The sequence below is a fragment of the Leucobacter aridicollis genome (genome assembly GCF_013409595.1).
GTDB lineage: Bacteria > Actinomycetota > Actinomycetes > Actinomycetales > Microbacteriaceae > Leucobacter > Leucobacter aridicollis.
Window position 1 is genome coordinate 1,842,078 of sequence record NZ_JACCBD010000001.1, and the last position, 12,720, is coordinate 1,854,797.

Sequence of the window (12,720 nt, forward strand, 5' to 3'; positions counted from 1 at the left end):
AGTCTAGCGGGGTTTCCTGCGAGCGTCAGCACCCTACGGTGAAGGTGGGACAATCCCCAGATGCGCCCACCCGAGGGAGGTGGCGATGCGGCCGCGCGGCGATCGCGCGATGAGCCCCGCGCGCATGAGGAAGGGCTCGACGACGGACTCGATCGTCTCGGCCTCCTCGCCGACGGACGCAGCGAGCGTCGACAGGCCGACCGGTCCGCCGGCGAAGCGCTCAACGATAATGCGCAGCACCTCGCGGTCGAGCCGATCCAGCCCGTGTTCGTCGACGTCGTACAGCGAGAGCGCGGCCCGGACCGAACGTTCGTCTGGCTGCGTGCCGTGCACGAGCGTGTAATCGCGCACGCGACGCAGCAGCCGGTTTGCGATGCGCGGCGTTCCGCGCGAGCGGCCCGCGATCTCGACAACCCCAGCGTCGTGGAGCGGGAAATCAAGTAGTCCCGCGGCGCGACTCAGTACGCCCTCAAGCTCTGAGGTCGCGTAGTACTCGAGGTGCGCAGTAAACCCGAACCTGTCGCGAAGCGGGTTCGGCAGGAGGCCGGCGCGTGTCGTCGCGCCGACGAGCGTGAACGGCGCGAGTTCGAGCGGCACGGACGTAGCTCCCGCGCCCTTGCCGACCATGATGTCGACCTTGAAGTCCTCCATCGCGAGGTACAGCATCTCCTCGGCGCTGCGGGCCATGCGGTGGATCTCATCGATGAACAGCACCTCGCCCGGCGTGAGCGCGGAGAGCACGGCCGCGAGGTCGCCGGCGTGCTGGATCGCCGGGCCGGACGTCTGCTGGAGCGGCACCCCGAGCTCGGTCGCGACGATCATCGACAGCGTCGTCTTGCCGAGCCCTGGCGGCCCGGCAAGCAAGATATGGTCTGGCGTGCGGCCGTCGATCTGGGCCGCGCCGAGCAGCAGGCCGAGCTGCTCGCGCACCTTCTCCTGTCCAACGAACTCGGCGAGCGAACCGGGGCGGAGCGCGCCCTCGTAGCTCACCTCCGTTGGCAGCGCCTGCGGCGAGAGCTCCCCCGACATCGGCGCGCTCATCGGCGGCCTCGCTGCAGGAGCGTGAGCGCGGCGCGCAGGAGCTGCGCGTTGGTCATCTCGGCGCCGGCATCACGGGCATCGAGCACGGCCTGCCGGGCCTCGCCCTCGCTCCAGCCGAGCCCCTGCAGACCCTCCGTCACCGCCTCGGTGAGCGCCTCGTCCGGCGCGACGGCGGCAGGCTCGTCACCCGCCTCCGCGATCGCGAGCGCGCTGAGCTTGCCCGCGAGCGAGACCGTGATGAGCTTTGCGGTCTTCGGGCCGATCCCAGACACCTTGCGAAACGGCTTGTCGTCCTCGGCAGTGACCGCCCGAACGATCTCGCTGGGCGAGAGCTCGGACAGCACGCCAAGGCCGGAGCGGGGGCCGACGCCTGAGACGCCGATCAAGAAGCCGAACGTTGCAAGCTCCGCCTCGGTTTCGAACCCATAGAGCGTCAGCGAGTCCTCGCGGACAACGAGCGACGTGTGCAGGAAGAGCTGCTCCCCCGGCGTGCGCTGCGCCATGCGCCCGCTCGGCACCTCAACGCGCATGCCGACACCGCCGACACCAAGAACGACCCAACCGGCACCCGAGGCCAGCACCTCACCGCGTAACGAAGCAATCACACGCCAAGCCTATGGGGCATCACGCAAAAACCCCGCTGCGCCACACCGCAGATTCGAACATATGTGCGAATCGAGTGGGGCAGCGGGGCCTGGCGGCGTGCGCGCTAGGCGGAGACGGCCTCGCGCTGCGCCGCTGAGTTGCGGACGGAGCGGTTCACGGCCGAGACGATCGCCTTCAGCGTCGCGCGGCTCGTGTCGGGGTCGATACCGACGCCCCACAGGCGCTGCCCGTCAACCTCGAGATCGACGTAGGCAGCGGCAACCGCGTCGCCGCCCTCGCTCATTGCGTGTTCGACGTAGTCGAACAGCGTGACCGCGTGGCCGGAGGCGTTCAGCGAGTTGATGAAGGCGTCGACCGGGCCGTTGCCCTGCGACGTCTCCTCCCGCTGCTCGTCGCCGTCGCGGTATTCCACCGTGAGGTTCGTCACGCCGTCGCCGGCGCTGACGCTCGACGTGCGGAACAGCTCGTAGCGACCCCAGCGCTCGACGCCGTCGACGCCGGTCGAGGGGAGGTACTCATCCTGGAAGATCGTCCAGATTGCGTCGCTGGAGACCTCGCCACCCTCTGAGTCGGTGACGCCCTGCACGACTGCGCTGAACTCGATCTGCAGCCTGCGCGGCAGGTCGAGCGAGTGATCGGTCTTCAGCAGGTAGGCGACGCCGCCCTTGCCCGACTGCGAGTTCACGCGGATGACCGCCTCATACGACCGACCGAGATCCTTCGGGTCGACCGGCAGGTACGGGACCGCCCACTCGACGTCGTCGATCGAGACTCCGGCCGCGTCGGCGTCGGCCTGCATGCGCTCGAAGCCCTTCTTGATCGCGTCCTGGTGCGAGCCCGAGAAGGCGGTGTAGACGAGGTCGCCGGCCCACGGGCTCCGCTCAGGTACGCGGAGCTGGTTGCAGTACTCGGCGGTGCGCCGCACCTCGTCGAGGCGCGAGAAGTCGATCTGCGGATCGATCCCCTGCGTGAACATGTTGATGCCGAGCGCGACGAGGTCGACGTTGCCGGTGCGCTCGCCGTTGCCGAACAGGCAGCCCTCGATGCGGTCTGCGCCAGCCATGTAGCCGAGCTCAGCCGCCGCGACGGCGGTGCCGCGGTCGTTGTGCGGGTGCAGCGACAGGATCACGTTCTCGCGATGGTTGAGGTTGCGGCCCATCCACTCGATCGAGTCGGCGTAGACGTTGGGGGTCGCCATTTCGACGGTCGACGGCAGGTTGATGATGACCTTGCGCTCGGGGGTCGGCTCGAACACCTCGAGCACGGCATTGCACACCTCTGCGGCGTACTCGAGCTCGGTGCCAGTGTAGGACTCCGGGGAGTACTCGTAGTAGATGTCGGTGCCCTCGCAGATGTGCTCGGCCGCGCGGCAGAGCTTCGCTCCCTCGACGGCGATCTGCTTGATGCCCTCGCGGTCCGAGCGGAACACCACATCGCGCTGCAGGATCGAGGTCGAGTTGTACAGGTGCACGATCGCCTGCTTCGCGCCAACGAGCGACTCGTAGGTTCGAGTGATGAGGTGCTCGCGCGCCTGGGTGAGCACCTGGATCGTGACGTCGTCAGGGATCGCGTTCTCTTCGATGAGCTGGCGGACGAAGTCGAAGTCGGTCTGGCTCGCGGACGGGAAGCCGACCTCGATTTCCTTGTACCCCATCTGCACGAGCAGGTCGAACATGACGCGCTTGCGCTCGGGGCTCATCGGGTCGATGAGCGCTTGGTTGCCGTCGCGAAGGTCGACCGCGCACCAGCGGGGCGCCTCGGTAATCTGCTTCGTCGGCCACGTCCGATCGGGCAGTTCAACGGGAATGATCTCGCTGTAGGGGCGGTAGCGGTGGATCGGCATACCGGAGGGCTGCTGCATGTTCTTCATGACGTTTCCTTCTTCGTTTCGTTCGCTCAGCCAAACACAAACACCGCGACGAGGAAGGCCTGAGACTGAATTAGTTCGAAGTCGAGGACTCGTCGCGGCAGCTAAGAAGAAGCGAGCCGAACAGCATGGGATCAGTTTAGCGTACGCTCGACGATATGCGAAAATTTCTCCGGACAAGCTCGCTTCTGCTCGCCGCCACCGGGCTGCTCGTTGCCCCGGCGCTGGCGGCGACCCCCGCCCTCGCTGACGTCGACGACTTCACGTACGACGCATGGCACGTCGACGCCGAAGTTGGGGTGGACGATGCGGGCCGCGCGGTGGCAACGGTGACAGAAACCATCAGCCCGCGGTTCCCCGAGACCGACCAGAACCGTGGCATCGTGCGCGGGATCCCGATCGACTACCAGCGTGCCGGCACCGACCCGCGCGACTTTACCGTGACCGACGCCGGGGGCGCGCCCGTCCCGTTCGAGGTCGATGACGAAGACGGCTTCCGCATCGTGCTCGTCGGCGATGACAGCTACGTGCACGGCCCGCAGACGTACGTGTTGAGCTACACGATCTCCGACGTCGTCCTCCCCCGCGACGACGGCGCCGCCGACGAGTTCTACTGGGATCTCCTCGACTTCGAACACGTGCAGCCCGTCGCCAAGTTCACCGCTGAGGTGTCGTTTTCCGACGCCCTTGCGCCGAAGCTCGACGGCAACGCCACGTGCTACTTCGGAGCGCCCAAGAGCACAACTGAGTGCGCCATGACGGGGGCTGGCACCGAGACCGACCCGATCCGCATCGCCGACCTGCCGCTCGGACCCCGCGAGGGCGTCACCGTGGCCGTCGGTCTCACGCCGGGGGCTGTCGTCCAGCCGCCGCAGCGCCTGCCGAACTTCGCGCTCGACGGCATGCCCCTCATCATCGGTGGCGCTGGCCTGGCGACCGCGGCGGTCGGCGGCATTAGCGTCGCCCGGTTCCGGGGCAAGCGGTCGACGGGACGGGGCACCGTCGTCCCGCAGTACGATGTGCCGACGTCGCTGCCGCCCCTCCTCGCGGCGCCCATCTTCGGCGGCGGAACCGCTGCGCCGCAGGCCGCCGAGATCATCCACCTCGCAGTGCTCGGGGCGACCCGACTCGAGGAAGACGAAGAGTCGGGCAAGAAGAAGAAACGCAAGCGCACGCAGATCGTGCGGGTGCTCGATCCGAGCCGAGCCGTCGACGAGCTCGACGCACGCATGCTGCAGGCACTCGTGCCCGGGGCTGAGCCAGGCGCGGCGAAGGCGATCCCGAAGCAAAGCACGAAGTTTGCCGAGAAGATGACGAAGCTCACGGCGGCCGGCGCCGCGGCCGCGGTGGATCGCGGCTACCTCGAGAAGGCGTACGCGCCGGGTGGGCGCGCGTTCGGCTACACGACCCTTGCGATCAGCGCTGTGCTGTTCGTCCTCGGCATCGTCGGGCTCGCGACGCGCGGCTCAGCGCTGGGCGCGCTCTTCCTCTTCGGCGGCCTGCTACTGGCCGCAGTCGGCGTGTTTTCCGTCGTCAAGCACACGGTGCACACTCGTCTCGGGGCCGAGACGCGCGAGTACCTTGCAGGCGTTCGCCTCTTCATCACTGTCGCCGAGGAGGATCGCATCAAGACGCTGCAGTCAGCGAGCGGCGCGGAGCGACGCGAGGTTGACGGCATGTCCGTGATCCACCTGTACGAGCGCCTGCTCCCCTACGCCATGCTCTTCAACCTCGAGAAGGAGTGGACGAAGACACTGCAGGTGCACTACGAACAGCACCAGAACTACGTCCCGTACTGGTACCCGGCCCTCGCCGTGCACGGCCTGGGCAGCTTCCCGAGCACGCTCGCGAGCTACACCCAGTCGCTCTCGAGCGCGGTGAGCTACACCTCGTCAAGCTCGGGCGGGTCGACCGGTGGCGGGTTCGCTGGCGGCGGCGGCGGAGGCGGCTTCAGCGGCGGCCGCTAGTGGGCTCGCGGCTGGTACCGCGCGTCGCCCAGGCCAATGATGAAGTACCCGATGATCGGGAACATCCACAGCAGGAAGACGGAGAAGCCGCCCCCCTTGCCGAAGTTGGCGCCGAGGCGGAGCGCGACGAAGATTGCGAAGATGAAGCCCACGATCGGGATCAGGTACAGCAGCGACATCCACGCCGAATAGCCGGCGATCTTGACGACGAGGATCACGTTCACAATCGGAATGAACGCGAGAATTCCGGGGTACCCGGCCTTCGAGAACATCTTCCACGCCGCGATCGCGAAGACCACGTAGAAGGCAATGACGATGAGTGAGGTCGTGCCGGAGAAGATCGCGGCGACCGCCTCGTCCATTGGCGTATTCGATGGGTTCATGCGGACAAGTCTATGCGCCGAGGGCGCCGAGACAGCCGCACGCCCCCACCGCTAGAACCCGAGTCGTCCGAGGGCCTTCGGGTCGCGCTGCCACTCCTTCATGACCTTCACGCGAAGCGAGAGGTAGATCTTTCGCCCGAGCAGGGCCTCGATCTCGCGGCGGGCGTCCTCCCCGATCTGGCGCAGCCGTGAGCCGCCCTTGCCGATCACGATGCCCTTCTGGCTGTCGCGCTCGACGTAGAGCGAGGCGTACAGCTCGAGGAGGCCGAGCTCGCCCTCGGTCTCGGGCTCGCGCTCCTCGCGGTCGTCGACTGTCACGGCGAGCGAGTGCGGCAGCTCTTCGCGCGCCTCGCGGAGCGCCGCCTCCCGGATGAGTTCGGCGATCCGATCGTCCTCAGACTCGTCGGTCGAGGATTCGTCGTCGTAGAGCGGCGGTGACAGCGGCATGAGCTGCAGCAGCTCGTCGCTGAGAATGTCGAGCTGCTCGCGGGTCACCGAAGAGATCGGTACGACGGCGTCCCACTCACGCAGCTCGCCCAGGCGGACGAGCTGGTCGAAGATCTCCGACTTCGATGCCTCGTCGACCTTGGTGAGGATCGCAACCTTCTTCGCGCGGGGGAAGTCGTTCAGCCGGTCATTGATAAACCTGTCGCCCGGGCCAAGCTTCTCGTTTGCCGGGACGCAGAAGCCGATGACGTCGACGTCACCGAGCATCGATTCAACGAGGGCGTTCAGTCGCTCTCCGAGCAGCGTGCGCGGGCGGTGGATGCCCGGGGTATCGACGATAATGAGCTGGCCGTCTGGCCTGTGGGCGATACCGCGGATCGCCCGCCGGGTGGTCTGCGGCTTCGGGCTCGTGATCGCGATCTTCTCGCCGACAAGCGCGTTGGTGAGCGTCGACTTACCCACGTTCGGCCTGCCGACAAACGAGACGAAGCCCGCGCGGAAGCCTTCGCTCGCGGGCGCGGTGCCGATCGGGTGCTCCGCCGGATCTGGGGTGTGGGTGTCCGGTGCGTTCATGCCGTGTCCTCAGTGTGCTGTGCCGCGGGCTCCGCGGGTTCGTGGATCGCGCGGGCCCGCGCGGTAATCAGTCGTTTGCGTCGGCGTTCGGTGTCGATCGCCTCGAGTTCGATGCCCTCCCCGCTCACGCGGTCTCCGACCTCGGGAAGCCTGCCGAGCCACTTCGCGAAGAGCCCGCCGACGGTGTCGACCTCCTCGTCGTCGAGCTCGATCTCGAACAGCTCGCCCAGGTCATCGATTGGCAGCATGGCGCTCACGAGGAACAGGCCCGGGGCCTCCTCGACGACCTCCGGCGTCTCGCGGTCGTGCTCGTCGCTGATGTCGCCGAGCACCTCCTCGATGAGGTCTTCAAGCGTGACGAGCCCCGAGATGCCACCGTACTCGTCGACAACGAGCGCGAGGTGGTTCGACTCCTGCTGCATGCGGCGCAGCAGCTTGTCTGCGCGCTGCACCTCGGGGACGAACATCGCGGGCTTCATGATCCGGGTGACGTGCGCTTCCTCCGCCTCCTCCGGGCGTCGCAGCACAAAGCCGCTCGCGTCGCGGAGGTACATGACTCCGAGCACCTCGTCGACGTCGTCCCCGACGACGGGCACGCGGGAGTGGCGCGAGTTCAACAGCAGCTCGAGCCCATCTCGGATCGTGACCTCGGAGTCGACCGTCACCATGTCGGTGCGTGGCACCATGACCTCGCGAACGAGCGTGTCGCCGAACTCTACGATCGAGTGGATGTAGTCCCTGTCACCCTCCTCCAGGAGGTCGAGCTCGGTCGCCTGATCCACCATCGAGAGCAGCTGCTGCTCGTCGCGCACGCGGCCGCGGCCGAGCGCGACCCGCTCGGCGATCCGCCGAACGGCCGCGCTCGCGCGCTCGAACAGCGGAGGTAGATCGTCGTCGCTCACCGAGCTCAACGTTCTCGGGTGCTGAACGCGAGCACGAGGTCACGCTGCAGGCCGAACATCTCGGCTTCCTCATCGGGGGTGCCGTGATCGAATCCCAGCAGGTGCAGCATGCCGTGCGTGACGAGCACCGTCAGCTCCTGCTCGAGGGAGTGCCCGGCGTTGTCGGCCTGCACCATCGCGACCTGCGGGCACACGACGATGTCGCCGAGGAGCCCGGCGGGGGCCTGCGCGTCGGGGCGGCCAGGACGCAGCTCGTCCATGGGGAAACTCAGCACATCGGTAGGACCCGGCTCGTCCATCCACTGAACGTGGAGCTGCTCGATCGCAGCCTCGTCGACGAACATGAGACTGAGCTCGGTGTCCGGATGCACGTACATCGACTCGAGCACAAAGCTCACGAGTCGCTGCAGTCGGTCCTCGCCGACGGCGACCCCTGATTCATTGTTGATCTCGACGCTCATCGGTCGTGCTTCCCTTCGGTGCTGTCTTGGTCTGTGGTGTCGTGGCCGCGCGGTTGCGCGCCCGCTTGGGGCGTCCCGCCCGCCTGCCGCTCATCGTACGAGGCGTAGGCGTCGACGATCCTGCCGACAAGGCTGTGGCGCACGATGTCGTCCGCGGTGAGTTCGGCGAAGTGGATGTCCTCGACGTCGCGCAGAATGCGGGTGACGACGCGCAAGCCGCTCTGCTTGACGGGCAGGTCGACCTGGGTCATGTCGCCAGTGACGACCATCTTCGAGCCGTAGCCGAGCCGTGTGAGAAACATCTTCATCTGCTCGGGCGTCGTGTTCTGCGCCTCGTCAAGCACGACGAAGGCCTCGTTCAGCGTGCGACCGCGCATGTACGCGAGGGGCGCCACCTCGATGGTGCCGTTCGCGAGCAGCTTCGGGACGAGATCCTGGTCCATCATCGAGCCGACAGCGTCGAACAGTGGCCGCAGGTACGGATCGATCTTGTCTTCGAGGCTCCCCGGGAGATACCCGAGCCGTTCGCCGGCCTCGACGGCCGGCCGGGTGAGGACGATCTTGGACACCTCGCGCCGTTGCAGCGCCTGCACCGCCTTCGCCATCGCGAGATACGTCTTGCCAGTACCCGCGGGGCCGAGCCCGAACACGATTGTGTTCGCGTCGATCGCGTTCACGTACTCGCGCTGCCCCTGCGTCTGCGGGCGAACCGAGTTGCCGCGCACGGTCAGGATCGGCTCGCTCAGGGTGATGGCCGCGCGCGGGCCGTCGCCGTCGCGCACCATCCGCGCGATCGAACGCACGTCGGTGCTTGAGACGGTGCCGCTTCTCCTGGCGAGTTCGAGGATCTCGCGGACGAGCTGCTCCGCCGCACGGACGGCGCTCGTCTCGCCGCGGATCGAGAGCACGTCGTTGCGGGCGTTGAACTGCACGTTCGGGTGCTGGGCCTCGAGGTCTGCGAGCAGCTGGTCGCGGTGGCCAAGGAACGAGGCAAGCTCGACCCCGGTCAGCGTGACGGTGCGCTCAAGCTGCGGCTCGGGCCTGTGGCCGCCCGTCGCCGTACCGTCGGCGTCGTGATCGGCCCGGTCCGGCTCGTCGGCCGGTGAGATTGGTTCAGAACCCAAGGAGGGATCGCTCCTCAAGGTTCGCGATGAGGTGCGCGTGCACGTGGAAGACGGTCTGCCCCGCGCTCGAACCATTGTTGAAGATCAGCCGGTACTCGCCGTTCGCGTGCTCGTCTGCGAGCTGCTTCGCGACCGCGACCATCTCTGCGAGGAGTTCGGGGTCGCCAGCGGCGAGCTCGGTCACGTTCTGGTACTCGGTCGTCTTCGGGATGACGAGGATGTGCACCGGCGCCTGCGGGTTGATGTCGGGGAACGCGATGACGCGCTCGGTCTCAGCGAGCAGCTTCGCCGGAATCTCGCCCGAGATGATCTTGCCAAATACTGTGTCTTCAGCCATGCCTTCAGTCTACTGTCGGGATCGGTGGGGTCACCAGCGACCGAGCGCGGCGTTCAGCACGGCGAGGGCAGCGGGCCCGGCCGACGAGGTTCGGAGGACGGTGTCGCCGAGCAACACGATCCGGCGTTCCCGAGCGCCCGGGGCGGTGAGCGCGTCGAGCTCGGCGTCGCTCAGCCCGCCCTCGGGGCCGACGACGAGGTACACGTCACGATCGTCCGCGGGCGTCCACGCGCTGAGCCGCTCGTCGCCGCGCGGGTGCAGCGCGAGCAGATGCCCGTCGACACCGGCGAGCTCGGACGTCGTCACCGGCGGGAGCACCTCAGGGATCCAGGCGCGCATCGACTGCTTCGATGCCTCCCGCGCGATCCGCGACCACTTCGCGACGCCCTTCTCGGCCTTGTCGCCACTCCAGCGGGAGATTGAGCGCTCCGCCTGCCAGGGCAGGATCGCGTCGACGCCGAACTCGGTCGCCTGCTCGACGGCGCGCTCGTCGCGATCGCCCTTGGCGAGCGCCTGGACAAGCACGATCCGGCGGGCCGGCGCGGGCGCCTCGTCGACGCGCTCAACACCGATCGTGAAGCTGTCGCGGCCGAGCTCCTCGACGGCGCCGAACGCGCGAATCCCCCTGCCGTTGCCGACGATCGTCTGCTCGCCGACGCGGAGGCGGCTCACGCGTACGGCGTGCCGCCCCTCCTCGCCCGACACGGTGAGCCGCTCCCCCGGCGCCGTGCCGGAGAGGGTCTCGTCAAAGTACAGGTTCGCCACGACTACCCGAAGAAGCGGTCGCGCAGCTTGCCAAAGAAGCTCTGCTTGAACTCGCCGAAGTGCGGCGGGTCCTCCTTACGGAGCTTCGCGAGCTGCTCAACGAGCGACTTCTCCTTGTGCGAGAGCTTCGTCGGCGTCGCGACCTGCATCGCGATCTTCAGATCGCCGCGCGAGGTCGAGCGCAGGCCCTGGATGCCGCGACCGCGGACGGAGAGGAGGTCGCCGGACTGGGTACCAGCGGGGATCTCAACCTTCACGTTACCGTCGAGCGATTCGACCTCGACCTCCGTGCCGAGGATCGCGTCGGTCATGGAGACCTGCATCGTGCTCAACAGGTCGTTGCCGTCGCGGCTGAAGACGTCGTCGTGCTCGACGCGGAACTCGATGAACAGGTCGCCGTTCGGGCCGCCGAACGGACCGACCTCGCCGCCGCCGCGCATCTGCATGCGCGTGCCCGTGTCGATGCCCGAGGGAATGTCGACCTGCATGGTGCGCCGTTCGCGCAGTCGCCCCTTCCCCGCGCACTCGACACAGGGATTCTCGATGATGGTGCCGTAGCCCTGGCAGCTCCCGCAGGGGTGCATCGTGACGACGTTCCCGAAGAGCGAGCGCACCTCACGCTGCACCTGCCCCTGTCCGCGGCACACGTCGCAGGTGACGGGATGGGTGCCCGGCTGGCAGCCGTTGCCGCCGCACGTGTTGCAGAGCACGGCGGTGTTGACGGTGATGTCACGCTGCACGCCAAAGATGACCTCCGAGAGCTTGACGTCGACGCGAATGAGCGCGTCCTCGCCGCGCTCCTCGCGGGCGCGCGGGCCTCGTGAGCCACCACCAAAGCCACCGCCGAAGAAGGTCTCGAAGATGTCGCCGAACCCGCCCGCGCCGCCCTGCTGACCGCCCATATCGTAGCGCTGCCGCTGCTCGGGATCGCTGAGCACGTCGTAGGCGTGCGTCACGCTCTTGAACTGCTCGGCCGCTTCCTCGCTCGGGTTCACGTCCGGGTGCAGCTGGCGCGCCAGCTTGCGATACGCCTTCTTGATCTCTTCGAGGCTCGCTTCGCGAGAAACGCCGAGCGTCTCGTAGTGATCCGCCACTGTTGTACTCCTAGGTGTCGTGGATGGGGTGATGGTCGTGGGCTCGACGCGCCCTCGCGCGTCGCGCCGGCGGCACTCAGCGGTCTTCGCTCAAGAGCCTGTTGAGGTATCTGGCAACCGCGCGGACCGCCTGAATATTCCCGGCGTAGTCCATGCGGAGCGGGCCGAGCACGCCAAGCCTCGACGCCCCAGCCTGCTCATAGTTCGTCGCGATGATCGACGCGTCCGACAGGCCATACGCCTCGTTCTCGCGGCCGATCGAGGCAGCGATGTCGCGCTCGTCCTGGACGAGTTCGCCGAAGAGCCGGAGCAGGGTCACCTGCTCTTCGATCGCTTCAAGCACCGTCGGCAGCGACCCGGCGAACTCCCCCGGCCTGGTGAGGTTCGCCGCGCCGGCGACGGCAATGCGGTCGCTGCGGTTCGCCTGCAGCTGCTGCGAGACTGCGCCGAGCACGAGGAGCGCGAGCGGCGCGTCGGCCGGGTCCGCCCACTCGTGCACTGTCGCGGCGAGCTCGGTGACCGCGCGATCCGCCGCGTCGATGTCCTGCCCGACGACGTTCGCGGCGATCCGCTCGCGCACGGTGGTGAGCCACGGCTCGTTCGCGCGCTCAGCGGGAAGCATGGCCGTGTGCTGCTCGACCACGCCGTTGCCGAGGATCAGCACACAGAGCACACGGTTCTCGCCGAGCGCGACAAGGTCGATATGCCTGACGGCGACGGTGCGCAGCGAGGGGTACTGCACGACGGCGACCTGGTTCGTGAGCTGCGACAGCAGCCGCACCGTGCGGGCCATCACGTCGTCGAGATCACTCGACTCCCCGAGGAACCGCTCGATCGCCGAGCGCTGCGCGGCGGTCATCGGCCGGAGCTTCGCGAGCGTGTCGACGTACAGGCGGTAGCCCTTGTCGGTGGGCACGCGGCCGGACGAGGTGTGCGTCTGCGCGATAAGGTCGTCGTCCTCAAGCAGCGCCATGTCGTTGCGAATCGTCGCGGCAGACACGCCAAACGCGTGCCGCTCCACGATCGACTTCGAACCGACGGGCTCGTTGAGTGCGACGTAGTCGCTCACGATCGCGTGCAGCACGGCGAGACTGCGCTCCGGAACCATCACGCACCGCCTTTCTGGCACTCGAACAACCTGAGTGCCAGTCTA

Annotated in this window: 13 protein-coding genes; 1 reads left to right on the top strand and 12 read right to left on the bottom strand. The window is 67.6% G+C overall.

Translation table 11 applies throughout. The features are described 5' to 3' along the window. Positions 1–33: 33 nt before the first annotated feature. The 3 genes from ruvB to leuA form a co-directional block, all read right to left on the bottom strand. Complete coding sequence (gene ruvB / locus BJ960_RS08470; protein ID WP_121073418.1) at positions 34–1,029, bottom strand: Holliday junction branch migration DNA helicase RuvB; 996 nt, start codon at positions 1,027–1,029, stop codon at positions 34–36. 8 nt (positions 1,030–1,037) lie between these two features. Beyond that, on the bottom strand, positions 1,038–1,646 hold the full coding sequence (gene ruvA, locus BJ960_RS17190; protein WP_185986949.1) for a Holliday junction branch migration protein RuvA: 609 nt from the start codon (positions 1,644–1,646) through the stop codon (positions 1,038–1,040). A 104-nt stretch (positions 1,647–1,750) separates the two neighbouring features. Further along, positions 1,751–3,517, bottom strand: coding sequence for a 2-isopropylmalate synthase (leuA, locus tag BJ960_RS08480; protein WP_185986950.1), 1,767 nt, complete (start codon positions 3,515–3,517; stop codon positions 1,751–1,753). Positions 3,518–3,672: 155 nt separating this feature from the next. Between leuA and BJ960_RS08485 the strand changes: the two genes are divergently transcribed. Beyond that, positions 3,673–5,481, top strand: a complete 1,809-nt coding sequence (locus BJ960_RS08485) for a DUF2207 domain-containing protein (RefSeq protein WP_185986951.1) — start codon at positions 3,673–3,675, stop codon at positions 5,479–5,481. Here the strand turns inward: BJ960_RS08485 and BJ960_RS08490 are convergent. The 9 genes from BJ960_RS08490 to hrcA all read right to left on the bottom strand — a co-directional run bounded on the left by BJ960_RS08490 (position 5,478) and on the right by hrcA (position 12,675). Then, positions 5,478–5,864, bottom strand: a complete 387-nt coding sequence (locus BJ960_RS08490; protein ID WP_185986952.1) for a DUF5684 domain-containing protein — start codon at positions 5,862–5,864, stop codon at positions 5,478–5,480. The two genes, BJ960_RS08485 and BJ960_RS08490, sit on opposite strands and share 4 nt — an antisense overlap. Positions 5,865–5,915: 51 nt before the next feature. Further along, complete coding sequence (era, locus tag BJ960_RS08495; protein ID WP_121072234.1) at positions 5,916–6,884, bottom strand: GTPase Era; 969 nt, start codon at positions 6,882–6,884, stop codon at positions 5,916–5,918. Next, positions 6,881–7,786, bottom strand: a complete 906-nt coding sequence (locus BJ960_RS08500) for a hemolysin family protein (RefSeq protein WP_307814628.1) — start codon at positions 7,784–7,786, stop codon at positions 6,881–6,883. Before BJ960_RS08500 ends, era begins: the two co-directional genes overlap by 4 nt. A 5-nt stretch (positions 7,787–7,791) precedes the next feature. Then, positions 7,792–8,247 carry an rRNA maturation RNase YbeY gene (gene ybeY, locus BJ960_RS08505; RefSeq protein WP_121072236.1) on the bottom strand — a complete coding sequence of 152 codons (456 nt, stop codon included), beginning with the start codon at positions 8,245–8,247 and terminating at the stop codon, positions 7,792–7,794. After that, the gene (locus BJ960_RS08510) at positions 8,244–9,371 is read right to left on the bottom strand and encodes a PhoH family protein (protein ID WP_372430582.1); all 1,128 of its coding nucleotides are present in this window, start codon (positions 9,369–9,371) and stop codon (positions 8,244–8,246) included. Before BJ960_RS08510 ends, ybeY begins: the two co-directional genes overlap by 4 nt. Next, complete coding sequence (locus BJ960_RS08515; RefSeq protein ID WP_185986954.1) at positions 9,361–9,708, bottom strand: histidine triad nucleotide-binding protein; 348 nt, start codon at positions 9,706–9,708, stop codon at positions 9,361–9,363. The genes BJ960_RS08510 and BJ960_RS08515 overlap by 11 nt, the downstream gene beginning before the upstream one ends. Before the next feature lie 30 nt (positions 9,709–9,738). Beyond that, positions 9,739–10,473, bottom strand: coding sequence for a 16S rRNA (uracil(1498)-N(3))-methyltransferase (locus BJ960_RS08520; protein ID WP_185986955.1), 735 nt, complete (start codon positions 10,471–10,473; stop codon positions 9,739–9,741). Between the two features lie 2 nt (positions 10,474–10,475). Beyond that, positions 10,476–11,567: a molecular chaperone DnaJ gene (dnaJ, locus tag BJ960_RS08525; protein WP_121072244.1), complete on the bottom strand. Its 1,092-nt coding sequence runs from the start codon at positions 11,565–11,567 to the stop codon at positions 10,476–10,478. Between the two features lie 76 nt (positions 11,568–11,643). After that, complete coding sequence (hrcA, locus tag BJ960_RS08530; RefSeq protein WP_185986956.1) at positions 11,644–12,675, bottom strand: heat-inducible transcriptional repressor HrcA; 1,032 nt, start codon at positions 12,673–12,675, stop codon at positions 11,644–11,646. Positions 12,676–12,720 lie beyond the last annotated feature (45 nt).

What these genes read in the sequence shown, in the direction of transcription:
- era (WP_121072234.1), bottom strand. Translation starts at nt 6,884, where the DNA reads ATGAACGCACCGGACACCCACACCCCAGATCCGGCGGAGCACCCGATC.
- hrcA (WP_185986956.1), bottom strand. Translation starts at nt 12,675, where the DNA reads ATGGTTCCGGAGCGCAGTCTCGCCGTGCTGCACGCGATCGTGAGCGAC.
- BJ960_RS08485 (WP_185986951.1), top strand. Translation starts at nt 3,673, where the DNA reads ATGCGAAAATTTCTCCGGACAAGCTCGCTTCTGCTCGCCGCCACCGGG.
- BJ960_RS08515 (WP_185986954.1), bottom strand. Translation starts at nt 9,708, where the DNA reads ATGGCTGAAGACACAGTATTTGGCAAGATCATCTCGGGCGAGATTCCG.
- ybeY (WP_121072236.1), bottom strand. Translation starts at nt 8,247, where the DNA reads ATGAGCGTCGAGATCAACAATGAATCAGGGGTCGCCGTCGGCGAGGAC.
- ruvB (WP_121073418.1), bottom strand. Translation starts at nt 1,029, where the DNA reads ATGTCGGGGGAGCTCTCGCCGCAGGCGCTGCCAACGGAGGTGAGCTAC.
- BJ960_RS08490 (WP_185986952.1), bottom strand. Translation starts at nt 5,864, where the DNA reads ATGAACCCATCGAATACGCCAATGGACGAGGCGGTCGCCGCGATCTTC.
- leuA (WP_185986950.1), bottom strand. Translation starts at nt 3,517, where the DNA reads ATGAAGAACATGCAGCAGCCCTCCGGTATGCCGATCCACCGCTACCGC.